Annotated in this window: 36 protein-coding genes; 18 read left to right on the top strand and 18 right to left on the bottom strand. The window is 65.7% G+C overall.

The genetic code is table 11. From position 1 onward, the window contains the following. Positions 1-35 precede the first annotated feature (35 nt). The 17 genes from J5T34_RS05915 to J5T34_RS05835 form a co-directional block, all read right to left on the bottom strand. Positions 36-1,499 (bottom strand): phage portal protein, encoded by a 1,464-nt coding sequence (locus J5T34_RS05915; protein WP_208579039.1) that lies wholly within the window; start codon positions 1,497-1,499, stop codon positions 36-38. 3 nt (positions 1,500-1,502) lie between these two features. Next, entirely contained in the window at positions 1,503-2,789 is a 1,287-nt protein-coding gene (locus tag J5T34_RS05910; RefSeq protein WP_208579038.1) for a terminase large subunit domain-containing protein, read from the bottom strand. Further along, the gene (locus J5T34_RS05905) at positions 2,761-3,225 is read right to left on the bottom strand and encodes a terminase (RefSeq protein ID WP_208579037.1); all 465 of its coding nucleotides are present in this window, start codon (positions 3,223-3,225) and stop codon (positions 2,761-2,763) included. The genes J5T34_RS05910 and J5T34_RS05905 overlap by 29 nt, the downstream gene beginning before the upstream one ends. Positions 3,226-3,438: 213 nt before the next feature. Continuing rightward, complete coding sequence (locus J5T34_RS05900) at positions 3,439-3,900, bottom strand: hypothetical protein (protein WP_208579036.1); 462 nt, start codon at positions 3,898-3,900, stop codon at positions 3,439-3,441. A gap of 503 nt (positions 3,901-4,403) precedes the next feature. Further along, a complete protein-coding gene (locus J5T34_RS05895) occupies positions 4,404-5,033 on the bottom strand; it encodes a hypothetical protein (RefSeq protein WP_208579035.1) in 630 nt (209 codons plus the stop codon). After that, positions 5,030-5,236: a hypothetical protein gene (locus J5T34_RS05890; protein WP_208579034.1), complete on the bottom strand. Its 207-nt coding sequence runs from the start codon at positions 5,234-5,236 to the stop codon at positions 5,030-5,032. The genes J5T34_RS05895 and J5T34_RS05890 overlap by 4 nt, the downstream gene beginning before the upstream one ends. Further along, entirely contained in the window at positions 5,237-5,545 is a 309-nt protein-coding gene (locus J5T34_RS05885) for a hypothetical protein (RefSeq protein ID WP_208579033.1), read from the bottom strand. 31 nt (positions 5,546-5,576) lie between these two features. Next, complete coding sequence (locus J5T34_RS05880) at positions 5,577-6,017, bottom strand: XF1762 family protein (protein WP_208579032.1); 441 nt, start codon at positions 6,015-6,017, stop codon at positions 5,577-5,579. Next, positions 6,014-6,436, bottom strand: coding sequence for a recombination protein NinB (locus tag J5T34_RS05875; protein ID WP_208579031.1), 423 nt, complete (start codon positions 6,434-6,436; stop codon positions 6,014-6,016). The genes J5T34_RS05880 and J5T34_RS05875 overlap by 4 nt, the downstream gene beginning before the upstream one ends. Before the next feature lie 2 nt (positions 6,437-6,438). Continuing rightward, positions 6,439-6,969 (bottom strand): HNH endonuclease signature motif containing protein, encoded by a 531-nt coding sequence (locus J5T34_RS05870; RefSeq protein ID WP_208579030.1) that lies wholly within the window; start codon positions 6,967-6,969, stop codon positions 6,439-6,441. Next, positions 6,969-7,355 carry a hypothetical protein gene (locus J5T34_RS05865; protein ID WP_208579029.1) on the bottom strand — a complete coding sequence of 129 codons (387 nt, stop codon included), beginning with the start codon at positions 7,353-7,355 and terminating at the stop codon, positions 6,969-6,971. The genes J5T34_RS05870 and J5T34_RS05865 overlap by 1 nt, the downstream gene beginning before the upstream one ends. Positions 7,356-8,081: 726 nt before the next feature. After that, positions 8,082-8,642, bottom strand: a complete 561-nt coding sequence (locus J5T34_RS05860) for a hypothetical protein (RefSeq protein ID WP_244258717.1) — start codon at positions 8,640-8,642, stop codon at positions 8,082-8,084. A gap of 8 nt (positions 8,643-8,650) precedes the next feature. After that, the gene (dnaB, locus tag J5T34_RS05855) at positions 8,651-10,021 is read right to left on the bottom strand and encodes a replicative DNA helicase (RefSeq protein WP_208579028.1); all 1,371 of its coding nucleotides are present in this window, start codon (positions 10,019-10,021) and stop codon (positions 8,651-8,653) included. Further along, positions 10,018-10,884 carry a hypothetical protein gene (locus J5T34_RS23895; RefSeq protein ID WP_244258716.1) on the bottom strand — a complete coding sequence of 289 codons (867 nt, stop codon included), beginning with the start codon at positions 10,882-10,884 and terminating at the stop codon, positions 10,018-10,020. Before J5T34_RS23895 ends, dnaB begins: the two co-directional genes overlap by 4 nt. Before the next feature lie 8 nt (positions 10,885-10,892). Further along, positions 10,893-11,054, bottom strand: a complete 162-nt coding sequence (locus J5T34_RS05845) for a hypothetical protein (RefSeq protein WP_208579027.1) — start codon at positions 11,052-11,054, stop codon at positions 10,893-10,895. Between the two features lie 7 nt (positions 11,055-11,061). After that, positions 11,062-11,247 (bottom strand): hypothetical protein, encoded by a 186-nt coding sequence (locus J5T34_RS05840; protein ID WP_208578675.1) that lies wholly within the window; start codon positions 11,245-11,247, stop codon positions 11,062-11,064. After that, positions 11,244-11,630 carry an XRE family transcriptional regulator gene (locus tag J5T34_RS05835; RefSeq protein ID WP_208579026.1) on the bottom strand — a complete coding sequence of 129 codons (387 nt, stop codon included), beginning with the start codon at positions 11,628-11,630 and terminating at the stop codon, positions 11,244-11,246. Before J5T34_RS05835 ends, J5T34_RS05840 begins: the two co-directional genes overlap by 4 nt. Positions 11,631-11,852: 222 nt before the next feature. Here J5T34_RS05835 and J5T34_RS05830 point away from each other — a divergent pair, with 222 nt between their 5' ends. Then, positions 11,853-12,182 carry a helix-turn-helix domain-containing protein gene (locus J5T34_RS05830; RefSeq protein WP_208579025.1) on the top strand — a complete coding sequence of 110 codons (330 nt, stop codon included), beginning with the start codon at positions 11,853-11,855 and terminating at the stop codon, positions 12,180-12,182. Here the strand turns inward: J5T34_RS05830 and J5T34_RS05825 are convergent. After that, complete coding sequence (locus tag J5T34_RS05825) at positions 12,142-12,429, bottom strand: carph-isopro domain-containing protein (RefSeq protein WP_208579024.1); 288 nt, start codon at positions 12,427-12,429, stop codon at positions 12,142-12,144. The two genes, J5T34_RS05830 and J5T34_RS05825, sit on opposite strands and share 41 nt — an antisense overlap. A gap of 70 nt (positions 12,430-12,499) precedes the next feature. Here J5T34_RS05825 and J5T34_RS05820 point away from each other — a divergent pair, with 70 nt between their 5' ends. From J5T34_RS05820 to J5T34_RS05740, 17 genes are all read left to right on the top strand, one after another. Continuing rightward, the gene (locus J5T34_RS05820; protein WP_208579023.1) at positions 12,500-12,898 is read left to right on the top strand and encodes a helix-turn-helix domain-containing protein; all 399 of its coding nucleotides are present in this window, start codon (positions 12,500-12,502) and stop codon (positions 12,896-12,898) included. A gap of 191 nt (positions 12,899-13,089) precedes the next feature. Next, on the top strand, positions 13,090-13,305 hold the full coding sequence (locus J5T34_RS05815; protein WP_208579022.1) for a hypothetical protein: 216 nt from the start codon (positions 13,090-13,092) through the stop codon (positions 13,303-13,305). 116 nt (positions 13,306-13,421) lie between these two features. After that, entirely contained in the window at positions 13,422-13,757 is a 336-nt protein-coding gene (locus J5T34_RS05810) for a hypothetical protein (protein ID WP_208579021.1), read from the top strand. Between the two features lie 23 nt (positions 13,758-13,780). Further along, positions 13,781-13,999 (top strand): hypothetical protein, encoded by a 219-nt coding sequence (locus J5T34_RS05805; RefSeq protein WP_208579020.1) that lies wholly within the window; start codon positions 13,781-13,783, stop codon positions 13,997-13,999. Between the two features lie 112 nt (positions 14,000-14,111). Then, complete coding sequence (locus tag J5T34_RS05800; protein ID WP_208579019.1) at positions 14,112-14,261, top strand: hypothetical protein; 150 nt, start codon at positions 14,112-14,114, stop codon at positions 14,259-14,261. After that, positions 14,261-14,440 carry a hypothetical protein gene (locus tag J5T34_RS05795; protein WP_208579018.1) on the top strand — a complete coding sequence of 60 codons (180 nt, stop codon included), beginning with the start codon at positions 14,261-14,263 and terminating at the stop codon, positions 14,438-14,440. Before J5T34_RS05800 ends, J5T34_RS05795 begins: the two co-directional genes overlap by 1 nt. 51 nt (positions 14,441-14,491) lie before the next feature. After that, entirely contained in the window at positions 14,492-14,737 is a 246-nt protein-coding gene (locus J5T34_RS05790) for a KTSC domain-containing protein (RefSeq protein ID WP_347880637.1), read from the top strand. A 35-nt stretch (positions 14,738-14,772) separates the two neighbouring features. Beyond that, positions 14,773-15,741 (top strand): phage recombination protein Bet, encoded by a 969-nt coding sequence (gene bet / locus J5T34_RS05785; protein ID WP_208579016.1) that lies wholly within the window; start codon positions 14,773-14,775, stop codon positions 15,739-15,741. Then, complete coding sequence (locus J5T34_RS05780) at positions 15,741-16,325, top strand: PD-(D/E)XK nuclease family protein (protein ID WP_208579015.1); 585 nt, start codon at positions 15,741-15,743, stop codon at positions 16,323-16,325. Before bet ends, J5T34_RS05780 begins: the two co-directional genes overlap by 1 nt. Before the next feature lie 22 nt (positions 16,326-16,347). Next, positions 16,348-17,166 carry a hypothetical protein gene (locus J5T34_RS05775; RefSeq protein WP_244258715.1) on the top strand — a complete coding sequence of 273 codons (819 nt, stop codon included), beginning with the start codon at positions 16,348-16,350 and terminating at the stop codon, positions 17,164-17,166. A gap of 56 nt (positions 17,167-17,222) precedes the next feature. Further along, positions 17,223-17,726, top strand: coding sequence for a hypothetical protein (locus J5T34_RS05770; RefSeq protein ID WP_208579014.1), 504 nt, complete (start codon positions 17,223-17,225; stop codon positions 17,724-17,726). A gap of 227 nt (positions 17,727-17,953) precedes the next feature. Beyond that, positions 17,954-18,292, top strand: a complete 339-nt coding sequence (locus J5T34_RS05765; protein ID WP_244258714.1) for a hypothetical protein — start codon at positions 17,954-17,956, stop codon at positions 18,290-18,292. A 2-nt stretch (positions 18,293-18,294) separates the two neighbouring features. After that, entirely contained in the window at positions 18,295-19,983 is a 1,689-nt protein-coding gene (locus J5T34_RS05760) for a hypothetical protein (protein WP_208579013.1), read from the top strand. Further along, complete coding sequence (locus tag J5T34_RS05755; RefSeq protein ID WP_208579012.1) at positions 19,983-20,786, top strand: hypothetical protein; 804 nt, start codon at positions 19,983-19,985, stop codon at positions 20,784-20,786. The genes J5T34_RS05760 and J5T34_RS05755 overlap by 1 nt, the downstream gene beginning before the upstream one ends. Next, positions 20,779-21,120, top strand: a complete 342-nt coding sequence (locus J5T34_RS05750) for a hypothetical protein (protein WP_208579011.1) — start codon at positions 20,779-20,781, stop codon at positions 21,118-21,120. Before J5T34_RS05755 ends, J5T34_RS05750 begins: the two co-directional genes overlap by 8 nt. Before the next feature lie 53 nt (positions 21,121-21,173). Then, entirely contained in the window at positions 21,174-21,383 is a 210-nt protein-coding gene (locus J5T34_RS05745) for a DUF4224 domain-containing protein (RefSeq protein ID WP_208579010.1), read from the top strand. Beyond that, positions 21,380-22,426, top strand: a complete 1,047-nt coding sequence (locus J5T34_RS05740; protein ID WP_208579009.1) for a tyrosine-type recombinase/integrase — start codon at positions 21,380-21,382, stop codon at positions 22,424-22,426. The genes J5T34_RS05745 and J5T34_RS05740 overlap by 4 nt, the downstream gene beginning before the upstream one ends. Positions 22,427-22,580 lie beyond the last annotated feature (154 nt).

Genomic DNA, 22,580 nt, shown 5'->3' with positions numbered 1-22,580 from the left:
GCGTTGGTATTCAGCGCCGGGTCAACCGGCGCCGGTCAAACTGAGCGCGTCTGCGTGGTCTTGGGCTGCTCGCGCGCGATGCGTTCCTCGCGCTCCTTCTCGATCCGCGCCCGCTCGGCCGGCACGTCCTCGATGTCGTACGTGTCAGCCAGCGCGCGGGTGCCCGTCTCTTCCGAGATCAGGCTGGCATCGGCCAGCGTCTTGAGCGTGTTCGCGTCGTCGTTGCGGTCCTTGGCTGTCGGCTGATACCAGGCCGGCCAGCGCAGCACGATGTCGGCGTCCGCGGGGATCTCCGGGAACTTGGCGCCGTCCTTGAACTGCAGCGGCATCTTGCGGCGCGCGGCCACAACCATCTTGAGCAGGTCGAGCAGAGCGCCCTCGCCGTAGCTGATGCGCAGCCGGTCGGCCAGCCAGATCAGGGCCTGGTTCATCAGCTCCATGGCGCGGCCGGACTGCGCGGCGCTGAGCTTCTCGGCGCTGGCCCGGTTGCCGTGCATCGACTCCAGGGCCAGCTCGCGCAGCAAGCGCACGTATTCCATCACCGCAGTGGCCGCCGTGCCGTTGATCTCCAGCAGCTTGGCGTCGCCCTGATCGCTGACCACGAGCGCATTACCGGCGCCCTTCACCATCTGGCCCTTTTCCCCGAGCGTAGGCTCCTTGATGAGCAGCGTCGGGTCGGACGAGTACTTCAGGCCTCGGCTGCCCTGCGACAGCAGGTAATCGACCTCGATGGCGGTGTCGATCGCCTCGTCGGGGAAGGTCGGCAGGCCGTCCACCCCATCGCCGCCGGGAAGATTGCGCACCCATACCGCCGGCACGAAGCCGAGGCTGTGCGTCACGGTCCGGGTGGTGTCGACCACCGGGGGAGGCGGCGGCTCCTTCTTGGAGTCGGCCACTTTCTGCGGCAGGTAAAACACCTCCTGCGTGGTGGTCCACTCGCGCCGAAACCAGTAATCCTCGTCGTTGTCCTCGGCTTGGTAGCCCATGGCCACCAGCGTCTTGCCCTTGACCTTGTACTTCTCGGTGACCTTGACCAGCGTGTCCGGCGCTTCAGGGTCGAATTCCGGCGACAGGTACTGGGTCGGCTTGACCTCGAAGAACACGCGGCCCTTGAGCACGCGCATCAGGATGACCACGGAGCCGACGGAGCCGCGCGTCGCGGCGTCGATCATGATCGCGTTGAGCTTCGTCTCCTTGACGAGCTGGGTCAGCGCTTCGTCAAGGTCCTGGTTCTTGCACTCGATCGTCGGGAAGTGCCCCTCCGAGAACAGCATCGACACGCTGTCGTCGACGACGATTCCGCAGAGCCGGTACCGGACCGATGGCCGGCGCTTGCGCAGCGGGATGTATTCGCCGGCCTCGTTCTTCTCGTCGTGGAAGGCGTGCTGCAGGCCATCGTAGATCGTGCCTTCCAGCACGCGCGTCAGGATGCCGAGCCGGAAGGTGCGCTGCGGGTAGTCCTCGTCCTTCGGGAAGGTGGATTGCAGCGTCTTGAACATAGGTCAGCGTGTCATGTGCGGCACCGATGTGATGCGCGTCGTGGCCGGCCGTGCAACTGGCCAGCGGTATGCCAGCGGATACCCCGCGGCGTCGTTGATGTGGTCGTGGCCGGTCGTCTTGTCCGGTTCGCCGCTCGGGTCGTATGCCTGCTGCTCCAGCGCCTCGGTCAGCTTCGGGCACGCGTCGGTGTTCACCTTCAGCCGGCGCTCGCCCTTGTCGTTCAGGATCAGGGCGTTGACGGCGTTCACGCGATCCTTGACGGCCGGATTGGTGCCGTGGGCGCGGACAGTGAAGCCGGCCTGCTGCAGGATCGACAGGTCCGAGACGCTGGCGCCCTTGCTGCTGGTGTTCTGGCCGCTGGCGTCTGGGTAGACCGTCATGGCATGGCCGCCCGGCCGGAACTGCCGGTTCAGCAGCTCGGCCATCGCCGGCGTGTCGCGCACGTCGGTGAACTCGCGCACCGCGTGCGGCAAGTCGTCGCGCAGCACATAGACCACCGCGGCCATTTTGGTCACGTTGAAGTCCATGCCGATCATCAGCGGCTCGCCGGGCAGCGCCACCGTGGGCGCGTGGTTCTTGACCCGGTCGAACTCCGGGTAGACCGCCCCGCTGTTCAGGTTGACGAAGCGGCCGCGCAGGTACGCCTCGATCAGCTGCGGCGGGTAGCTGGCGCGCAGCGACGGGATGTAGTCCGCCGGCAGGTTCAGCTCGTTGTCGTACGTGCTGGCCTGCACCAGGCCGTATAGCGTCGTCAGTTCCGGCTTGTCCCGTATCGCCATGACGAACTGGTCGTAGACGAACTTGAAGCCCTCGGGCGTCGTGGTCACGTCCACGCCGTTCAGCAGGCCGGGCGCCACCTGGCGCAGACGCGCGATGATCTTGCGCCAGGCGATCTGCGCCTTGTCCTTGCGCATCACGTCGAGCTCGTCGACCAGCCCCTTGCCGATCTTGAAGCCGACGATCTCGCCGGGCTTGTCCATCGACCGGCAGATCACCGTGCTGCGGTACTGGCGGCCGGCGAACAGGTGCACTTCCTTGTTCGACGTGTTGGTCTTGGCGCGCAGGCCCCAGTCGTGGGCGACTTCCTCGATCGTCGGGTAGAAGATGTCCCGTATCTGGCCGTAGGTCGGCGCGAAGTAGCCGGCGTTGATGCGCGGGAACTCCCACGCGTGCTTGGCCAGGCCGGCGCAGCCGACCCACGTCTTCCCGGAACCGAAGCCGGCGACGAAGGCCTTGAACTTGTGCGGCAGCGCGAGGAATTCAGCTTGTGGTTTGTTCAGGCTCGGCATCGGGCTTGCGGGCGTCGGTGACCTGGACCACCACGCGCACCGGCGTCGGGTCGTCGTCCGTGTCCTTCGGATCGGGATCGCGGCGCCACAGGTCCGGGCGACGGTTGCGCAGCCACAGATCGGCCGCTTTCACCTCGGGCGGGTAGACGCGCTCCACCTTGACCTTCCGGATCTTGCCGCCCACCACGTGGATGCTGACGTCCGGGTGCCGGAAGCCGACGGCGCGCTCGTACAGGCTGGCTGCCACCTCGGCGTCCGCGAGCACCTTCCCGCGTGTAAGGGACTGACAAAACTCGGGGTAGTCCTTCTTCCAGCGGTTGATCGTCCGCTCGGTCACCTCGAAAAACGCTGCCAGGTCCTTGTCGGTCGCGCCCATCAGGGCGAGCTTGCGCGCCTGCTCGGCGAACTCGGGCTTGTAACTGGATGGTCGTGCCATCTGGGCACCTCCACGAGCGCGAGCACCCGGCTCACGTCGCGAACAAATAGGGGAATCCCCGGGGAGGGGGCAACCCGCCCACCGCCTGAAAGGACCTGCAGCGCCACCGCAGGGAAGGAGAACGGCTTGTCACCGCGTCGGGTTGCTGCCGGTGTTTTGCCCCACCGCCGGCCGGGGGTGACCTCAGCCCCCACCAGGCCGATGTCCTGCGAATTAGCTGAGCGTGAAGCCGGTGATGACGCCGTTCGCGTCCACCTGGGGCGTGATCTTGCTGGTGTAGGTGCCGGTAACGGGCACGGTCAGGTCAACGCCGTCCTTCACGATGCCGGTGTTAGCGCCCAGCGTGACGCCAGTCAGCGCGCCCTGATCAACGCCGATCGTGCCGCCGGCCGTCGTGGCGCCGTTCACCGTTTTGACACTGACTGGAAGCGCATCGACCACGATCCGCGTGGTCGCGTTGTCCAGCTTGAGCGAGAGGGCGTTGCCCGAGACCGACGCGACAGCGGCGAACGAGCCCGAGCCATCGTACTGCCCCACCGACAGGCCGGTCTGCTGGTCCTGCACGCACGCGTAGTCGGCGGGCAGCGCCACGCTCTCCAGCAGGTCGTTGGCGACGTGCGCGGTCACCATGGCCTGCAGGCCGGTGTTGTCCGCCTTGGACAGCGGGATGGTCAAGCCATCGCCCACCAGCGCGTTGCCGGCGGGCAGGCTCAGTCCGTGGTCGCCCTGCTCTGACGTTGCCGCGGCGTGCGATCTATCCTCGGTTCATCTTGAGGCAGATCTGGCAGGCGATTCCAGCTCCCCTCTACGAGTTCCCAAAGGGATCCGTCATCGGCGACGGCGAACAGGTGGCCATCCTCGGCCGTGAGTTGAAGGACTTTTCGCATGATCTTCCTTGATTGTTACGGAGTAACCATTCGACCATGAAAAAAACGCAGAGTAGTGCGATTTCATGTGTCAAACGGAAAGCAATCCGACACGCCACAGGCACCCTTCCTCAGGGAGGGCTCTCTACAGCCCGGACAGTCTGGGATAGCGGCGGTGCAGCGTTCATGCGCAAGGAAGCAAAAAGCCCCGCGCGGCGGAAACCGGCGGGGCTTTAGGGACACGTGCTGCGAGTCTGGTGAAAATCTATACCGCTTGTTGCAAAAAAGCAAGTGATTTTTCGCCGCCATCCCTTATGCAGCAAGGGCTTGCGGCTCATCGCACGCTGTACGGTCCTCGACCACGCCATGCGCAATAAAGGCCGGCTCCAGCCGGACAATCGCGAGGTTCTCCAGCGCCCGGTAATGCGACTCCATCCACTTTGCCGCCCGGAAGACCCGCGTCTGCTCGGACCCGTGCTTTTCGGCGATCGCGCGGAAGGTGTAGCCCTCCCGCCGGTCCCGCGGCAGGTAGTGGCGCGCGGTCAGGTCCAGCAGCAACGCGGTCGCCGTCAGCCCGGACGACCGGCGCGCGAACAGCGCCAGCCGCTTCATGCCGTCCACCTTCTCCTTCCCCACGCCGAAGCGCGCCCACACCGCGGCCACCTCCTGGCTCGGCAGCCGGTCCCGTACCGCCGCCGTGACCATGCTGCACTGGGCCCGGATCTCGTCCGGCGTCAGCCCGCCGAAATTGACTGTCCCGCTGCCCGGCGTGCCGCGGAGCTGGTCGAGCCAGGCCTGCTGTTTGTCCGTCGGGTGATCGAGATCCTCGAGCATCCGGATCAGCATGTTCCGGAACGGCGCGCCCTGCCGCGGCGGCATGGACAGCACCAGGTAGGACACGTGCAGCGCCTGCTCGGTGCTCCTGAAGATCGCGTCACTCATTGTTCGATTTCCCCGTCGTTGTAGTGCTGGCAGCGCCGGCCGTGGTTCCGGCGCTTGCCGTTCGGTAGTAGCTTGATGCAGGCCCTGATCGTCGTGCCGAACAGCGTGGCCGTCCGCTCATGGACGCAGCCCTTGCAGCTTCGCGCCTCCGCGCGCTCGTAGACCTCGGCCGGGTCGCGGTAGCAATAGCTCGGGAGCGCCATCTATCGCCCCCGCCTGATGCGGGTGAGCTGGCCGCAGTGCTCGCACTTGGTGCGGCTCCGCTCCGCCAGTCGCTTCATCTCGTCCTGATACTGCGCCGCGTGGTTGTGCCAACGCGTTTCCGCGCGCGCGAGCTGCTGCAGCACCCACATCGGATTGAGGCGCTCCCCGCAGGCGGTGCACTCGACCGCGTCCAGCTTCTCATCGATGGTGAACCCGGCCCGGTGTTGGCAGCCAGGCCGGTAGTGAACCTCCCGCAGGTACGGCCCTTCGTCGGCCGGCACCTTCTTCTTGCCTGGGAAGGAAAGCACGGCGGCTTTGTCCTCTCGTCCATGTTCACGATCATGCGGCCTCCCAGCGCAGCTTCCCCTGCAGCGGGTGCGTGTCGACCCGCGGTCGGCTCGGGCAGTTCCAGCTGCCGCCCGCAGTCTCCGCGACGACCCTCCAGCCGGCGGCGCGGAGCGAGGCACCGCCTTCCGTGTTGAGGGTGTAGGTGATCAGCCTGCGGTAGCCCAACGCACGGGCGGCGCGCCACGCCGCCGCGTAGAGCATCGAGCAAGCGTTGCGGTACCCGTCCGTGCAAAGGCGGTTGACCTCGAGCGTCAGGCCGTCGTCGAGAGCGCGCGACACGGGGCGCCCTACCAGCGCCACACCGACGATCCGGTCGCCAGCGGCCGCGCCGACCGCGAACTTGCATCCTGCAGCCGGCTTGTGGTGACGGTGGTGCTGGGCCACGAAGGCGTTTCCCTCAGCAAACGAGATAGGGACGATGCGGAGTGTCATGCATGCACCCCGTCGAAGCTGACGCCGAATTCGTTGGCCGCGGCCGCCTGCACCTTCGCCAGGTACTCGCTGAACTCACCCACCGACATTTCACCGGTCGACTTTCGCGTGACGCGCGTGCGGCCGTCCGGCAGCCGGATTTCCACCTTCACGCCGTACAGGTCCGCGAAGTACTCGTGCCAGGTGTCCTTGCTGAACTGCTGGCCGTGGACCCACGCCTGCTCCGCGATGTCGCGCAGCACGACGCCCCAGTAGTACCGGTTCGCCTCGGTGGTGCGCCGGCGCTCTTCGGCCGTGACAATGACTCGCAGGGGCGTGCCCCTCTCCAGGCAGGCGGCGGCGTTGGACTTGATGAAGGCGAGCACCGTGGGCCAGATGCCGGGGCTCTTCAGGGTGAACTCGCGGTAGAGCGTGGCCATGCTCAGGCCTCCTTTCCGGGGAAGTTGACGCGGGCGAACTCCCCAAACGTCGCGCGCGCGGCGGCGTCATAGGCGCGCGCCGCCTCTGCCGGCGTGTCGAACAGCCCAAGGTGTCGCGTCCTGCCGCCGTGGCCGATGGATGCGCGCCACTTCTTGTCCTTGAACGACACGCCCTTGTAGCCGCTCTTGTTCTTCGCGAGCATCGCCCGGTTCCGCAAGTTCTCGGCTCCGCTGCACAGCCGCAGGTTGGCGATCCTGTTGTCGCCGCGACATCCATTGACATGGTCAATCTGCTCGGGCGGAAGCTCGCCGTGCACGTAGAGCCATGCCAGGCGGTGCGCCATGTGGATACGACCGTCGAGCAGGATGATGCGGTATCCATGCCCGTTGATGCAGCCAGCGGGCTTGCCAGCGAACCGGTTGAACGGACTGCTGGCCTTCCATGTGAACTCGCCCGTTTCAGGGCAATACGTCAGCGCCTCGCGAACGCGCTCCGCCGTCAGGGACCGGAGCATTTTTCCCTTGCTGGGCATCAGGCAGCCTCCTTTGCGTCCAGTTCGATTCGGATTCGGGTGTTCTGCACCAGGTCGCGCGCGTATGCCGCGGTCATCTGCATGGCCTCGGCGCGCAGGGCCTCCAGCGCTTGGCGCGCGGCTGCGACGTCGGCCTGCTCGAGCGGCATGGCGTAACGGAGCTTCCGCGCCAGCACCAGCAGCGGATCGACCGGCACCGCGCGGCCCTGCCGCTTGCCGTGCATCTCGAAGGCGCAGGCGACGCCCTCCACTGCCGGCGCGGTCTCGTACCAGCAGCCGTCGTTCGCGTCGCGGAAGATCGGCACGCCGGCCGCCGTGGTGGTCACGGTGCCTTCGCGGTCCAACGTGTCGAGGATGGATTCGAGCGGCCGGAAGACGGCGTCCACTTTCCACCCCTCACACCGAAGCTTTACGTTGCCCCCATCCCAGCCGGGCCGATACTTCTTCCGTGGAGCCTTGCTACGCGGCATGGTCGCCCCCCAATGCAATTGCTTGCTCGCTTAACTCGAGTGCGTCCATCGCGCTCCATCCTCGATCGAGACGTTTCCTCACCGTCGCTTCCGACAAGCCAGCGAACTCGCACCACTCCGCGAGAGTGCGAGTGACCCCAGCAATGGTCAGTCGCCGATTTCGCCGAGTGTTTCTGGCCTGCTCTAGCCTGCTCGCCCACACGCAGTTTCCAGGCCGATAGTCGCCATCGTTGTCTCGGCGCTCGATGGTTGCGCCGGGCGGCCGAGGTCCCATATCGGACAAAAAGGACTCGAATGAGTCGCGCCAGCGATCGCACACCCGAATGCCTCTGCCGCCCCAGTTCGGGTAGTCAGGGTTGGCAGCGTTGTAGCAACGCGACTTCATGTGCTGCCAAGCAACGTATTCCGGGGTGCGAGTGCGGGTGTGCTTTCCAACTGCCTGCACCACCCGCTCATTGCGTAGGCACCCACAGGATTGGACTGCTCCACCTCGCAAGTTGGAGGCCTCCACCACCGCGGCTCCGCCACAAGCGCACCGGCAGTTCCAGTAGACGCGTGGACGCGTGCCTCCCATCCGGCTGGAACGCGCGACCACCGTAAGCCGCCCAAAGGTCTTTCCGACCAGCGATTCCGCCTTGCTCATCACGCGGCCTCCTGCGCCCGGGCGTACTCGAGCAGCGCCAGCGCGTCGGCATGGTTGTCGTCGACGACGCGGTGGCCGCGCGCGCGCATGGCCGCGATCATGGCGTCCTTGTTGGCGTTGCCCTTCCCCGTGGCCGACTTCTTGATGACGGTCACCGGCACAGCGACCAGCGGCACGCGATTGCGGTCGGCCCAGGCCTGCAGATGCGCTTCGAAGCCGCCGTAGACGTGAGCCGCCTGCACCGCGGTATGGCGCAGCACGCGCTCGTAGTAGATCGCGTGGATCTCGCCCGCCTGCCGCGCGCACTCCCCGAGCCAGGCCGCGAACTTGAGCCAGCGCTGGCCAGGGCCGTCGTTTCGCCGTGGCGCGAACGACTCGCTGCCGCTGAGCAGCTGCCCGTCGCGAAGGCCGAGCGCCCAGCCAGTCGTAGTGCCGATGTCGATCGCCAGGATGTTCAGGTTGCAGGCCGGCGTACCCAACGCTGCGAGGGCATTGCGTTTGGAATCAGCGACTTGGTCAGTCGCCTCGTCTCGCGTCACCGTGTCGAAAAAGTCCGTCATGGAATGCCTCAGTCAAAGCCGCGGGACGTGTTGGCCGGGCGCTTGGGCGGCGCCGGGTGCCAGTTCGTCGCAAGCGTTTCGAATCGGGTCTGCGCGCCGATGTAGGCCAGCGCGACGCGGCCAGGCTGGCCCTGCCGGTTGAGCGCGACGTCGACCTCGCAGATGCCCTTGTCCGGGGTGTCCGGGTGGTACACCTCGTCGCGGTACAGGAACATCACGACGTCGGCGTCCTGCTCGATCGCGCCGGAGTCGCGAAGGTCAGACGGCTGCGGCCGCTTGTTGGGCCGGCGCTCGAGCTCGCGGTTGAGCTGCGACAGGAGCACGATGGCGATGTCCAACTCTTTCGCCAGGGCTTTGAGCCCGCGCGTGATGCCCTCGATCTGCGCGTTGCGGTTGTCGCCCTCGCCTTCCATGAGCTGCAGGTAGTCGATCACGAGCACGTCCAGGCCGGCGCGGCGTTTGACCTGCTTGGCTTTCATGCGGACGTCCAACAGGCGCAGGCCGCCCTGATCGTCGAGCCACAGGCCCATGCTCTCCAGCACGCCCATCGCCTGCGATAGTCGGTTCCATTCATCGTCCGCCATGCGGCTCGGCGTCAGCAGGTTCGACAGCGGGATCTGACCGATTGCGGCAAGATTCCGGTCGTCCAGCTGCGCGCGCGGCATTTCCATCGACAGCACGAGCACCTGCCGGCCGCGGGCTGCATGGCGGGCCAGGCCGAGCGCGAAAGCGGTCTTGCCCATCTTCGGGCGCGCCGCGACGACGATCAGCTCGCCCGGCCGGACGCCACCGTTCAGCAGCGCATCGATGTCGCGGAAGCCAGTCGAGATCGCCCGAGCACCATCGGTCTCGCGCGATTGAAGAATCCGCGCGTATTCGACGAGGCTGCTCGACACGTGCGTCGGCTCCTTGCGCACGCGGGCCTGCGCGAGTGCCTCCAGGCGACTGGTGGCGCGGTCGATCAGCGCCGGCGATTCGTCAGCCGAGGCCTTCGCCTCCTGGGCGAGCTCGCTGCCGAGAACCAGCAGCGCCCGGCGGACCGCGCGCTCGCGTACGATCGCGGCATGCCTGCCAACGCTTGCGGTACCGGGCGTGTTCTGCGCGAGCTCGGTTAGGTACGCCAGGTCGGCTGCGCCTTGGCCAGCGGCCTTCAGACGTTCGAATACCGTGACGCAGTCGGTCGGTTTGCCGGCTTGGATCTGGCGCGACAGCTCGGCAAAGATCGCGCGGTGATCGCCGACGGTGAAGTGCTCCGCCTGCAGGTCACCGATGCGGTCGAAGCACTCGCTGTCGATCAGCAGCGCGCCGAGCACGGCTTGCTCAGAAGCGACCGCGGTCAGGCGGTCGTCGTGGCCGGGAGTCGGCATGGGAGCGTTCATGCTGCCTCCGCGTGGACGCGCCGCGCCTGCTCGCCGACCGTGGTCAGCACGACGTTGCCGTCGCCGGCGATGTACCAGAGCTTGAACCAGTTGCCGCGCACGGACTTGCGATGCACGGCCGGCCAGTCCTTGTAGCGCTTGGCGTCGGGCAGGCTGTACCGGGCCTTGAACTCGAGCCAGTGCAGGCGGAGGAATTCCATCGGGATGCCCGCTTGCTCGGCGTAGGCGAAGACGGTGTCGTCTTCGGCAATGGGCTTCACGCCCTGCTGCTTGCAGGCCTTCAGGTAGGCAGGCAGACCGATCGCCGAACGCCTGGGCTTCCCGACTCGTTCGGTTTCCAGCTCATTGCCCCCTTGGGGGGTATGGGGGGTATTTCTTTCCTGTTCCTGTTCCTGTTCCTGTTCCTGGTTTCGAAACGGTTTAGGTAACCGTTCGCCAAGGGTTTCGAATGGCTCTCTCACTTCGGCCGGGAATTTCGGAGCGAAATCCCGCAAAGCCCGCGCCAATACTGGCTTTACGGGGCAGTCGTCTGGAACTTGGTGAAAGAGCTTGGCCGCTGCCTTGCCTTGGTTGGGGTTCTCAATGTCGTTCCACAGACAGAACTTGTGGATGACAACCCATTTCGACCCTTCATCACGGGTTGCGAAACCGTTTCCAGACAGTTCGTCAAACCGTTCGGAAACCGTTTCGATAGGCCAGCGAAGATCCTCGGCGACATACCCGTCAGGAAGACGGAATGCACCGATCATGTTCGTGTGTGGGCTGCTGAGGAGATAGAGCGCCAGCACTTTGCCTTGGTCGCTAAGCCCCAGAAAGCCTGGGTCTGACCAAAGCGCCGTGGGCATCTTTCCGTAATCGCGCATCTGCTACCTCAATCCCTGCGCGGTGCCTGGCTGCCCAGCAGCTCGGCGATCGCGCGTTTCGTTTCGGCGCACAGCTGCAGGCGGACATCGACCGTATTGGCCAGCGTCATCCGGTGCAGCAACTCGTTGATCCACGCGACTTGGGCGCGCTGTGCCTGCTGTGCGTCCATGGTTCTCTCAATGCTTCGTGTTCTGTTCGGCCAGCACGTCGAGATAGCCGACGGTGGCAAACGCCTGCGCGACGCGGGGGTCCCGCATAGCCTTGGCGAGTGCCTTGGTCATCCTGACGTCGTCTCCAGCGCCCTGCTTCATCGCGTCTTCCATGGCCTTGGTGGCCACTTCGATCGCTTCCACGTCGGTCATGCATTCCTCGCCGCCAGCACCGCTTCCATGATGGTCAGGGCCCCGCGGTGCATGAGGTACTGGCTCAGAATCCGGTTGCCCAGCACGCGTTCGACGTCGGCGATCTTGTCGGCCGGCAGCGATCGCCGCGGGTTGCCCTTCGGATTGAGGGCCGCGCGCTGGAAGTAGTCGCTGACGTGTGATGGGTAGAGGTCGGCCAATGCGGCGAGAGCCTGGAGAGTCAGACCGGGTTGCGCCCGGCGTTCCCAAGCCAGCGCGCAAGCGTCACGGTAGGTCGCGCACATCGCGATCTCGGCGTCGGGAAGAAAGCGCCCCTTGCCGTTGATGAAAAAGCCCTGAGGCCCAGTACTGACGCCGGTTCCCGGCTCTTCAGCTACCCGCATTTCTTCTTCTCCTGATTGGCAAATTCAATCGATTCCACAGTTGCTTCCACGGTTGGCCCCCGGGCCAAATAAAGGCGTCACGAGGACGCCGGGAGCAACGCCGCGGCAGGGCTGGTGGCCGCCTACTTGCGCACCACCGCCCTACTCGCGACCCTGGTGACAAAGGCTTTTGTCACGAGAAAACAAGCACTTCTGCATACAAGCGATGACAAACTGCCTCGCATGGACACTTTCACCGACCGCCTCAGATGGGCCATGGCCCAGATGGACCCGCCCATATCGCAGCGACGCCTCGCGCTGCGCATTGGTGTCCGTCCTCAGGCGATCCAGTACCTCTGCAATCCGAGCAACAACGCGAAAGGCAGCCGGCACACTCACGCGATCGCCCATGCGCTCGGTGTCGATGCAACGTGGCTGGCTAAGGGCACCGGCGCTCCACGACGCAGGGTTCGACGCGTTGTCGACCAGCGTCACGCCATCTGGGAATGCATCCGGTGCACGCATATCCTTCTCACGCACCTCGAGCGGGTCGCCGCGTCGTTCGACGAGTGAGCCGCCCACCCGCGGCGACCGCGGTATCGGCTTGGCCGAGTTCTGGCCAGATCAGGTGCCAGCGGTCAGGCGCCAGGTCGTCAAGGCTCTTCGGCTTCTTCCCCGACGCCAGGGCGAGCTCGCTCACCCGGCTGCGGGGGATGCCCGTCTTCCGCCAATCACTGACGGAAGGGGCTTTGATGCCGAGCAGCTCGGCGACGGCGCTGGTGCCGCCAAGGAGGTCGATGAGTTGGTCTGCGGTAGCCATGGCCGCATTTTAGGTGCGCCTAAATCGAAATGCAAGGTACAACTAAAATCCTTGCTGTTAGGCTGACCTAATGGACACATGGAACAAACGGCTTGCCGCCGCGCTTGCGGAGAGCCCGTACACTGCAAACCGCTTGGCATCCGAGCTGGGTCTCTCGGCGCCCACGATTTCGGCATGGATCGGCGCCGGATCCATTGCGCCGGCGAAGGACATCAAGGCTGACAACCTGCTGCGCGTGTGCGCCAAACTAGGGGTAAGCCCTGAGTGGGTCATGTTCAAGGAAGGGCCGATGCGTCCCTCAAAGCAATGGCCGTTCAGCGTGCCATTCGCCGAATATGACGCGCTGGACGATGCGCAAAAGCAGATAGTCGACAGGGTCGTTTCATCACTCGTGAGCGAGTCCTGGGGCCGACCGCCCTCCAGCGGCGAAGTCGGATTGCCTGCAGCAAAAAAGGTCGCTCGCAGCTAGAGAACAAGCGTTCGCGACATCACAAAGGCCGCCCGGCGAGAGGCGGCCTTTTTTGTTGTTCCCTGATCCAAACGCATACAAGCCGCTTGGTAATTCCCGCACGGGGAATTTGTAGCATGCGCTTAACTCGTTCCCTTAACATCTACGCACCAGGCAGCAAAGACTGCACACGGGGAAGGGGTCAGGGATGTATGTCGAATGTGATTGAGTTGGCGCAGTTCCGCGCGGGGCGATCCAGTAAGCGCAAAGAGGGGCATTCCGAGCAGACGCTCGGGGAACACTCCATTGTGATCCGGGCACTGCCTGATGGCGGCCACACCTACACGATCCACGGCATCTACTCGGCGTCGCGCCGGCTCACGGCCCAAGCGCTGACCTGCGTGCTCGGCGACATCCTGAAGGACTGACATCTGGGCCGGCACCATCATTTAGGCCGGGCTAATATTTTTCTTGACGCTTTCTTTAGGCCGGCCTAATATAGCTCTGTCAGCGCAAGCAATGCGCGAATCAGATGGAGCAAGACATGCCAGCCCGCATCAGCCACTTCACCGCCGCCCAGACCGAAGTCGCCGAGCACATTCAGCGTGATGCGCTGAACTTCGCCAACGACAACGACATCGAGGCCGGCGCCTACATGGCGCCCGTGGCCGGCCTGGTGCTGCGCGGCGATCTGAGCGATGCCGCACTGGTCTCCATGGCGCGCGAAATCCTGCAGCAGTACGAGCGCGACACGCGCCACCACGTCGCCCTGATCGACGAAGCGGCGGCAGCCGACGAGCAAGAAGCGCTCGGTCTGCGCGCCCTGCATATCCGTTCCCTCCCCGAGTCCCTGCTGTCGCGCAACGGCGCGATCGCCTGATCTCGCACCCGGAGAAAGCAGCCATGTGCCGCTACGTCTTCACCCGCGAGTGCGACGACGGTCCTGTCATCAGCCCGGACTACGAGCTGACTGTCGACTTCGAGCTCGACCAAGGGCACATCGCCGTGCGCGGTGTCTATGCCCGCTTCGCCGGAAGCAATGACGTGGCGAAGCTCGGCGACCGCAACTACGACCGCGGCGCCATCGAATCCCTGTGCCGCAACTACCTGGAGACCCTGTGATGTCCGACGACGATCTGCGCGCCGTCCAGCGCCGCAACAACCTGATCCTCTGCTACGTGATGGCCATCTTCGCCGTGGTTTGCGCCGCGCACGAGATCGCCAACGTGCTGCCGTGAGCCTGGCCGTGATCGACATCCACGACTTCAGGGCCATGCGCGAGCGCCAAGCCAAGAACCTGCGCCGGCTGCGCGCGGCAACGTGGCTGGTCATCGGCGCGCTCCTGCTAGCCAACGTCATCGACATCGTGAGGCCCTACCTGTGATGGACGACACCACCACCGACTACCAGGTCCACCGTTCGCTGCGCGACGCGTGCGGCCCCAAGGCTCAGCTGCACGTCGAGCCGGAATACGACATCACGGCCTGGCTCCTGGCCGCCGTCTACGGCGTCGGCATCGGCTGCCTTTGGTACCTCGCTGTCGCCCTGCGCGCCGGCGCCTGACATCACCACCAACAGAGAGAAATGACCATGCTCGTCCCCGTCGCAATCCAAATGGACTCCGTCGACTCGTCGCAGATCCACAGCATCGGCCACGACGCCGCCACCTCGACGCTGGCCATCCGCTTCAAGAACAAGGACGGTGCGCCGACCTCGCTCTATCACTACCGCAACGTGACCGCCGAAGACTTCGCGGCGTTCCGCGGCGCCGAGTCGATCGGCTCGCACTTCTACAAGCACATCAAGCCGTTCGCCGACAAGTACCCGTACGTGAAGGTCGAGTCGGCGCCGGCCGCCTGAACCGCTCCCCTCACCTTTCCTGCCTGGAGACCTACATGTCCACTGCCGTCGCCGAGCGCGCTACCGCCCCACAGCGGCAATCGCTCGTCACCAAGTTCGCCGAGCGCTACAGCATCGAGCCGAACAAGCTGATGAACACGCTCAAGGCCACTGCCTTCCGTCAGCGCAACGATGCGCCGATTACGGACGAGCAGATGGCCGCGCTGCTGATCGTGGCGGACCAGTACAAACTCAACCCGTTCACGAAGGAGATCTACGCCTACAACGACAAGGGCGCGATCGTCCCCGTGGTCTCGGTCGACGGCTGGGCGCGGATCATCAACGAGCATCCGGCGCTGAACGGCATCGAGTTCCGCTATTCGGATGAGCTGGTGACCAACTCTGGCGCGAAGCCGTGCCCGGAATGGTGCGAAGTGATCATCCACCGGAAGGACCGCGAGAAGCCGACCATCATCCGCGAATATCTCGACGAGACCTACCAGGAGCCGCGCGGCGAGAAGCGTGTCCCGGGCCCGTGGCAGAGCCACACCAAACGGATGCTCCGCCACAAGACGTTGATCCAGGGCTCGCGTATCGCCTTCGGATTCGCCGGGATCTACGACGAGGACGAAGCGGCCCGCATCGTCGAGCGTGACATGGGCACGGCGGAAGTCGTCGGCAACGGCGCGCCGACGGTCCAGATGCCGCAGGCGCGGCCTCGGCAGATCCAGCAGCAGGAGGCCCGCACGATCGACGTGCCGGCGCCGCGCGCCGCGCAAGCAGATCCGGTGCAGCGCCAGGCCGCGCCAGCGCCCGCGCCTACCCCGGCCGCCGCCGTCGCGGCTGATCTGGACGACGCCGTCACCGACGGCGAAAAGCAGTGGATCCGGAACAAGCTGGCCGACGCGGACATCGCGATCGACGACGCCATCGCGACTCTTTGCCTGTCCGTGCCCTCGTCTCTCGATGGCCTAACGCGCGACGGCTTCATCGCCTTCCAGGACTACATCCGGGAGAACTGCTGATGTCGGACCTGCAATTTGACGCGGCGTCGCACACCTACACCGTCGGCGGCGTCGCGGTACCGAGCGTGACGCAGATCCTCGCGCCGCTCAACGACCTGTCGATGATTCCGCCCGCGACGCTGCAGTACAAGCGCGACCTCGGCACGGCCGTCCACGCGGCCACCGAACTGCATGACCGCGGCGAGCTCGACGAGTCCACCGTCGCGCCGGTGGTGCAGCCCTACCTCGATGCCTGGATCCGGCTGCGCGCCGAGAAGCCCTTCGAAATCGTCGGGCTGGAGCACCGCGTCTTTCACCCGGTGCACCGCTACGCCGGCACCTACGACCGCCTCGTGGTGATGGACGGCAAGCTCTGCGTCCTCGACATCAAGACCGGTGCCATGTATCCGAGCTACGGCCCGCAGCTCGCGGCCTACAAGAACGCCGTCGAGCATGAGACCGGCCGTCGCGTTCAAGGCCGCTACGCGGTCGAGCTGCGCGACGACGGCACCTACCGCCTGCACCCGATGACCGATTCCGAGGACTGGGCCGTGTTTCTGTCCTGCCTCACCCTGCACCGCTACCGCAACAAGCACGCCGCCTGATCGCGGCCCGGAGAACGACATCATGACCACGAACACCCAAGGCACGATCGCATACGACGCCAGCGCGGCCGTCGTGCTGGCCGGCAAGGCGCAGAAGGCGCTGCAGAGCGCGAAAGGCTACGTCATCGACAGCCCGACCATGTACGAGCTCGCCAGCGACGACCTGAAAAGCGTCAAGGCGCTGATGAAGCAGGTCGAGGAGCAGCGCACGTCGATCACCGGCCCGCTGAACCAGGCGCTGAAGGCGGTCAACGACCTGTTCCGCGCGCCGAAGGAATACCTGGAGTCGGCGGAAGCGACGCTCAAGGGCGCCCTGCTGGCCTACGACCGCGAGCAGCAGCGCAAGGCCGAAGAAGCGCGCCGCGCCGCCGAGGAAGCGGCCCGCAAGGAGCGCGAGCGGATCGAGGCCGAGGCGCGCGAAGCGGAACGCGCCGCGCGCGAGGAAGCCGAGCGCATTGCCCGTGAAGCTGCTGCAGCCGCAGCCGCCGGCGACCGGGCAAAGGCCGAAGAGCTGAAGGCGGAAGCTGAGCGCACTGCGGCCGCCGGCGCCGAGCAGGCACAGCAGATGGCCACCGTCGCCGAGCTCGTGACGGCCGCGCCCGTGCCGGTGGCCACCGCGGCGCCAAAGGTGTCAGGCCTGTCCACCCGGCAGAACTGGAAGGCGCGCTGTGTCGACAAGATGGCGCTGATCCGCTTCATCGCGGAGCACCCCGAGCACCAGCACCTTCTCGACATCAACCAGTCGGCGCTCAACCAACTGGCGAAGGCCCAGAAGGAAGCGATGCGCATCCCTGGCGTCGAGGCCTACCCCGACGCCGTGATGTCCGCCCGCGCCGCCTGACCGACCCCCTTGGCCGGTGCAGCGTCCCGGCCCTTTCTATTCCACAGGAGCCGCCCATGCTCGAACTCGAAAACGAACTGGTGAAGATCACCCACATCAACACGCGCAACGAGAAGCACGGCGACGAGCCGGTGCTGGCCGTCGATCTCAAGCTGCAGGCGCGGCTGTCGAACGACGTGCTGTCGCTGTTCTCGCCCATGTTGAAGGCGAGCTTCTACCACAAGGACGAGTCCGTGCAGGGCGACCTGGTGACCGACCCCGGCTACCTGCCCAACCTGAAGCACCCCAGCATCGGCCCGGTGAAGTGGGCCGGCGATTGGGAGCATCACGTGCTGATCATCCACAACGGCGTGCGCGCGGCCGACGACATCGTGCTCGACGAGGCCCGCATCAACAAGGTGCAGTTCGACTTCCAAGAAGGCGGCACCGTGTTCGTCAACTTCCGCGCGCAGGTGCATCCGGACGAGAAGACCGCCGCAAAGCTGCTGTCGCTGCTCGGCCAGGAAGTGCACATGAGCCTGCGGTACGACGAGCCCGACGAGATGCCGGAGGCGGCGTAACGATCAACGGAGGAAAGCGGATTCTGTTCGATCGCGACTGGGCGTGAAGCCCGTAGCCGGGAGATGCCGAGCCAGTCGCTACGCGCGCTAGGCGGCGCGATCAGTGCAGCGAGTACCCCACCCTTCAACGGGCCACCTGCGGCGGGACAACGCCGAGTCCCGATAAATAGCGGCGACGACTCCAACTGATTGGCAGGAAGTCGCAGGCGGCCCACCCAGACAGAGCAATGACCATGGACTGGCCAATCGGCACCCCACTCTCGCGCGCCCAGCGCCAACTGCAGGCCGATATCGTCGACCTGGCGCGCGACTCGACGGCGCTCAAGCGCGAGAACGCGGAGCTGCGTCAGCGCCTACAGGCTGCCGAGCGCGCTGCCGCGCTGGCGGAAGAACGCGCCGAGATCGCGAACCAGGCGCACGCCATCCAGGCCCTGCAGCTCGCGCAGCTCGAGAAGCTGGCCCGCGAGGTGAAGCGCGCCGCGGTGAAGAACCCGCACTGGCCGATCTCGCGATGGGTCAAGTTTGGGCCGATGGCCGCATTTCTGGCATCGATCAAGGACATCTGACTATGAAGCGGAACTACCAAGCGGAACGCGAATGCGCGGAGTTGGACCGATCGAGGATCGGCACCGCACAGCAGCCAGCAGCGCAGCCGGCGCCCTACGCTTATGACGTGACGTGTGCCGACGGTGAATCCGAGCTGGTGTACGCCGCCTACATGGAGCGCCACGGGAAGGACATGGACTACGTTTCGCGCGTGCCGCTCTACGCGGCGCTGCCAGCGCAGGCCGCGGGGCTGACGGACGACGAAATCGAGCGCCTGATTTCGCGCTTCATCGGGAACGTGGCCCCGGGCCTTCGCAACGACTGCCGCGCGTTGGTGCGGGAAGTTCTATCCCGCGCCGCGCCGAGCGGGGAGCCGGTGGCGTACGTCGAGTGCCGCGAATGCGGCCGCTGCGGTCACACCGGCATCAACGACGCGCACTCGCAGGACGAATGCTGCTCGAATTGTGACTGGACTGGTCCGGCTCCGAAGGAGGATGTTTGCCCCGGGTGCGCGCAAACCGGGACCATGCGCGCGGCCTGCCCGAAGTGTGGCAGCGTGTATCGCCTTCTTTGCGAAGCGACCGTCGGTGCCGCCCCGCAGCCGAGCGAGAAGCAGGCCGAGCAGCCCGCCGAGAAAGCGCGCGGGGTGGATATGCGGGCCGCGCTGGACATGGCTCGCACGGCGATGGTCAGCAACGGCCTGACGCCGAACGAACTGCCGCGCGTGTTCGAGATCATTGACGCCGCCCTACTCGCCGCGCCCGCCGCAGCGACGGCGCAGGAGCCGCCGAGTCCGCCTCCGATTACGGCGCGATATGGCACGCAGGAATACGACCAGCAAACCGCTTTCGCTGAAGGCTGGAACGCCTGCTTGGACGCCGCGCCGCAAGCCGCTACCGGGGCGCAGGGGCTGACGGAGGGCGATCGCAAGGAACTGGATCTGTTTATTTCCCACCTCCGCAACGCTCTCAAAGGCTCCGGACACATGGCCGTCTGCGGGAATGATGCCGAACTGCTGGACCGCGCCGTCGCCATCCTCGCCCAAGCCGCACCCGCCTCTCTGCACGCCGAGAGCGTCAAAGAGAATGCAGAGAGGTTGCAGGGAGCGGCAGCCGACGCGCTGCAACAGATCGGCGCACTCCTCGGTGCTGGTGAGCAGGCCCGCACGCTGGACGTGATTATGCCCAGCATCCGTAATCTGAAGCACCTCTCCGATTGCCTCGCCGCCATCGAGCGCGAGTTTTTCATGGTGCCGGGCGAGCCCGATGAAGAACTCCCGGGAGAGGAGGTCAGCGACGAATGCCTGCTGAACAGCTGGGGCTCGACCGTCGAACAATACGTCGACCAATTCCGCCAGCTCGGCATCCCACACCTGGTCGGGCGCGCGATTGAGCAGCAGATGACCGCCGCAGCGCGCGACGTTCTTCGGGAGCGCCAGCGGCAGATCACAGCTGAGGGCTGGACGCCGGAGCATGACGACCAGCACAGCCCCGGCACGCTCGCTCAAGCCGCCGCCTGCTACATCGAATGGAATGGCTGGGAGGCGAAGTACCAACGCGCAGGCGCCATCCCGGTTAATTGGCCGTGGGACCCGAAATGGTGGAAGCCGTCAGACGACCGCCGCAATCTGGTTAAGGCGCTCGCACTGGGGCTGGCCGAGATCGAGCGGCTGGACCGCGCCGCCCTCGCCGCGTCGAAGGAGAGGGCGTGATGCTGGCCACTTCCAACGCACAGCGCATCGTCTGCTGGTTCTCGTGCGGCGCGGCGTCTGCTGTCGCTACCAAGTTGGCTATCGAAGCCAACGCGCGCGGCCCCAGGTTGCCGCTGGTGGTCGCCCGCTGCCATGTCGCGGAAGAACACCCCGACAATGATCGCTTCGCCGCCGACTGCGAACGCTGGTTTGGCGTGCCCATCCTTGAACTTGCGAACGAGCGGTTCGGCGCTTCCATCTACGGTGTGTTCGAGAAGGAGCGATACATCGTCGGTCCGGCGGGAGCGCCATGCACGCGCGCCCTCAAGAAGCGCGTGCGTGAGGGCTTCCAACAACCCGGCGATCTGCAGGTCTTCGGCTACACCATCGAGGAACAGCACCGCATCGACAACTTCATCGACGCGAACAACGACGCGCGACTGTGGCCTGTCCTGGTGGAGCATGACCTGTCGCACGCCGATTGCCTGGGCATCGTAGACCGCGCGGGCATCCGCTTGCCCGATATGTACCGACTCGGCTACCGGAACAACAACTGCATCGGTTGCGTCAAGGGCGGCGCGGGATACTGGAACAAGATCCGGGTGGACTTCCCGGAAGCCTTCACGCGCATGGCGGCATTGGAACGGAAGATCGGCGCCAGCATCTGCAAGGAGAACGGGCAGCGCGTCTACCTGGACGAGCTATCGCCAACGGCTGGCAGCTATGAGGCCGAGCCGTCCGTCCAATGCGGCATCTTCTGCGAGCTGGCGGACGCGGCCATTGGCGCCTCGCAAGCGGCAGAGGGGGAGCGCAATCATGGGTGAGATGAAGCCGTGCCCGTTCTGCGGCGACGACGGCGAGAAGGGCGAAGTCGAGATGACCGAGTTCCCGTCGCGGAACCAGTACAAGGTCATCAAGTGCTACACGTGCGGCGCGAGCTGCCCGGCGGCGAACTGGAACACCCGGGCGCCAGTAGAGGGGCCGAAGCCGAACCATGCGACCTTCGCCGACTGGCAGGCGTTCCACGACTCCATGCGCCAGGCCGGCGCGACCGAACAGGAGATCGCTGAGGCGCTGGCCGCGCGCGACGAGACCGGAGCCGGCACGCTGGCCAGCGCGATCGGCGGCCTCCCAGCCGAACCTCGTACCAAGCAATGACTGAGGCAGCAACACGAATCATCGAATTGACCCGGAGCATCTGGGAGAGAGAAATGGCGGTACTGACCAACAACGAGCTGAAAGAACTGACGGGCGGGCTGGTCCAGGGTGCGGCGCAGCGGCGCTGGATCAAGAAGCAGCTCGGCATCGACGCGCCGGTCAAGATCGACGGCCACCCGGTCATCACCTGGGAGCAGGTGAACCGCGGGCCCGTGAAGGCGAACCAAGGCCGCACCGAGCCGCGCTGGAGCGTCGCGGCATGAACCGTCCCCGCACCGTCAAGGCCGGCAAGGGCTTGTTGCCGAGAATGGAAGCGCGGCCGCGCCGCGATGGCCTGGTCACCTATCGGTACCACCCTGTCGGTGGCAAGCCGATCAACCTGGGCACCGATCGCACAGAGGCGATCCGGAGGGTGCTGGACCTCACCGGCGAGGGCGACGACGCTGGCACGTTCGGCCGGCTCTGGCTCCAGTACCGGGACACCCCCGACTGGAAAAAGCTGGCCGAGGCGACGCGCCGCGACTATGAGCAGTGCTGGCTGCAGCTCGAGCCCCGGTTCGCGGAGGTCCATGCTGGCCACCTCCGGGCCTCCCATGTCGCCAGGTACATGCGGGTCGAGCGCGCTGATGCGCCCGTCAGGGCGAATCGAGAGGTCGCGTTGCTGTCCAACCTGTGCAATCTGGCGATCGAGCGCGGCGAAGCCGAGGCAAACCCCTGCCGGCAAGTCCGCCGCAACACCGAGCAGCCGCGCACCAAGGCCCCGGCGACGGCGGCGCTAACCGCATTCCTGGACTGGCTCAGCAAACAGAGCCCTCAGAGAAGGGTTATCGGTCTCGCCGCCGAATACGCCGCGGTCGCGGGGAATCGAAAGGTGGAGTTCCTCGACCTGGTGCGGCCGCAGGTTGACCGCGCCGCGGGCGTCATCCGCACCAAGCGCGCGAAACAGCGCGGCATCAAGCGCGGCGAGATCATCGAGGAGATCGAGATCACGCCGAAACTGGCTGATCTGCTGGACCGGATCGAAGCCGTCCACGCCGCCCGCAATCGGGACTGCCTGTACCTGTTCCCGAATCGGCACGGTACCGCGTACACCGCGGCCGGGTTCAAGGCCATGTGGGGCAAGATCATGAATGCCGCCCTCGAGGAGAAGGTGATCACGGACCGTTTCACCTTCCACGACCTGCGGGCCTATTACGCGACCACCCATAAGGCCGAGCGTGGCGCCCTGCCCGATCTGCACGCAAACCCGGCAATCACCGCGCGCGTCTACGACCGAAACAAGGTGGTCAAGCGGAAGGCCCTGTAAGGGCGAGTATTCCCACCGTGGGAATATGGCGGGAACAAACCACTGTATGGATGTCCAGAAAGCAAAACAGCCGCTTTCGTAAGCGGCTGTTTCTTAAGGGAATTCTTTGGGGTGGCTGATGGGACTCGAACCCACGACGACAGGAATCACAATC

This window comes from Cupriavidus gilardii, from assembly GCF_017598945.1.
Classification (GTDB): Bacteria; Pseudomonadota; Gammaproteobacteria; order Burkholderiales; family Burkholderiaceae; genus Cupriavidus; species Cupriavidus gilardii_E.
Note: the sequence above shows the minus strand (reverse complement) of the source record. Positions and strands in the feature narration are given on the sequence as shown.

Excerpts from the sequence above, each read along its gene's own strand:
- J5T34_RS05915 (WP_208579039.1), bottom strand. The coding sequence starts at position 1,499 with ATGTTCAAGACGCTGCAATCCACCTTCCCGAAGGACGAGGACTACCCG.
- J5T34_RS05910 (WP_208579038.1), bottom strand. The coding sequence starts at position 2,789 with ATGCCGAGCCTGAACAAACCACAAGCTGAATTCCTCGCGCTGCCGCAC.
- J5T34_RS05905 (WP_208579037.1), bottom strand. The coding sequence starts at position 3,225 with ATGGCACGACCATCCAGTTACAAGCCCGAGTTCGCCGAGCAGGCGCGC.
- J5T34_RS05895 (WP_208579035.1), bottom strand. The coding sequence starts at position 5,033 with ATGAGTGACGCGATCTTCAGGAGCACCGAGCAGGCGCTGCACGTGTCC.
- J5T34_RS05890 (WP_208579034.1), bottom strand. The coding sequence starts at position 5,236 with ATGGCGCTCCCGAGCTATTGCTACCGCGACCCGGCCGAGGTCTACGAG.
- J5T34_RS05880 (WP_208579032.1), bottom strand. The coding sequence starts at position 6,017 with ATGACACTCCGCATCGTCCCTATCTCGTTTGCTGAGGGAAACGCCTTC.
- J5T34_RS05875 (WP_208579031.1), bottom strand. The coding sequence starts at position 6,436 with ATGGCCACGCTCTACCGCGAGTTCACCCTGAAGAGCCCCGGCATCTGG.
- J5T34_RS05870 (WP_208579030.1), bottom strand. The coding sequence starts at position 6,969 with ATGCCCAGCAAGGGAAAAATGCTCCGGTCCCTGACGGCGGAGCGCGTT.
- J5T34_RS05860 (WP_244258717.1), bottom strand. The coding sequence starts at position 8,642 with ATGACGGACTTTTTCGACACGGTGACGCGAGACGAGGCGACTGACCAA.
- dnaB (WP_208579028.1), bottom strand. The coding sequence starts at position 10,021 with ATGAACGCTCCCATGCCGACTCCCGGCCACGACGACCGCCTGACCGCG.
- J5T34_RS23895 (WP_244258716.1), bottom strand. The coding sequence starts at position 10,884 with ATGCGCGATTACGGAAAGATGCCCACGGCGCTTTGGTCAGACCCAGGC.
- J5T34_RS05845 (WP_208579027.1), bottom strand. The coding sequence starts at position 11,054 with ATGGACGCACAGCAGGCACAGCGCGCCCAAGTCGCGTGGATCAACGAG.
- J5T34_RS05840 (WP_208578675.1), bottom strand. The coding sequence starts at position 11,247 with ATGACCGACGTGGAAGCGATCGAAGTGGCCACCAAGGCCATGGAAGAC.
- J5T34_RS05835 (WP_208579026.1), bottom strand. The coding sequence starts at position 11,630 with ATGCGGGTAGCTGAAGAGCCGGGAACCGGCGTCAGTACTGGGCCTCAG.
- J5T34_RS05830 (WP_208579025.1), top strand. The coding sequence starts at position 11,853 with ATGGACACTTTCACCGACCGCCTCAGATGGGCCATGGCCCAGATGGAC.
- J5T34_RS05825 (WP_208579024.1), bottom strand. The coding sequence starts at position 12,429 with ATGGCTACCGCAGACCAACTCATCGACCTCCTTGGCGGCACCAGCGCC.
- J5T34_RS05820 (WP_208579023.1), top strand. The coding sequence starts at position 12,500 with ATGGACACATGGAACAAACGGCTTGCCGCCGCGCTTGCGGAGAGCCCG.
- J5T34_RS05815 (WP_208579022.1), top strand. The coding sequence starts at position 13,090 with ATGTCGAATGTGATTGAGTTGGCGCAGTTCCGCGCGGGGCGATCCAGT.
- J5T34_RS05810 (WP_208579021.1), top strand. The coding sequence starts at position 13,422 with ATGCCAGCCCGCATCAGCCACTTCACCGCCGCCCAGACCGAAGTCGCC.
- J5T34_RS05805 (WP_208579020.1), top strand. The coding sequence starts at position 13,781 with ATGTGCCGCTACGTCTTCACCCGCGAGTGCGACGACGGTCCTGTCATC.
- J5T34_RS05795 (WP_208579018.1), top strand. The coding sequence starts at position 14,261 with ATGGACGACACCACCACCGACTACCAGGTCCACCGTTCGCTGCGCGAC.
- J5T34_RS05790 (WP_347880637.1), top strand. The coding sequence starts at position 14,492 with ATGGACTCCGTCGACTCGTCGCAGATCCACAGCATCGGCCACGACGCC.
- bet (WP_208579016.1), top strand. The coding sequence starts at position 14,773 with ATGTCCACTGCCGTCGCCGAGCGCGCTACCGCCCCACAGCGGCAATCG.
- J5T34_RS05780 (WP_208579015.1), top strand. The coding sequence starts at position 15,741 with ATGTCGGACCTGCAATTTGACGCGGCGTCGCACACCTACACCGTCGGC.
- J5T34_RS05775 (WP_244258715.1), top strand. The coding sequence starts at position 16,348 with ATGACCACGAACACCCAAGGCACGATCGCATACGACGCCAGCGCGGCC.
- J5T34_RS05770 (WP_208579014.1), top strand. The coding sequence starts at position 17,223 with ATGCTCGAACTCGAAAACGAACTGGTGAAGATCACCCACATCAACACG.
- J5T34_RS05765 (WP_244258714.1), top strand. The coding sequence starts at position 17,954 with ATGACCATGGACTGGCCAATCGGCACCCCACTCTCGCGCGCCCAGCGC.
- J5T34_RS05760 (WP_208579013.1), top strand. The coding sequence starts at position 18,295 with ATGAAGCGGAACTACCAAGCGGAACGCGAATGCGCGGAGTTGGACCGA.
- J5T34_RS05755 (WP_208579012.1), top strand. The coding sequence starts at position 19,983 with ATGCTGGCCACTTCCAACGCACAGCGCATCGTCTGCTGGTTCTCGTGC.
- J5T34_RS05750 (WP_208579011.1), top strand. The coding sequence starts at position 20,779 with ATGGGTGAGATGAAGCCGTGCCCGTTCTGCGGCGACGACGGCGAGAAG.
- J5T34_RS05745 (WP_208579010.1), top strand. The coding sequence starts at position 21,174 with ATGGCGGTACTGACCAACAACGAGCTGAAAGAACTGACGGGCGGGCTG.
- J5T34_RS05740 (WP_208579009.1), top strand. The coding sequence starts at position 21,380 with ATGAACCGTCCCCGCACCGTCAAGGCCGGCAAGGGCTTGTTGCCGAGA.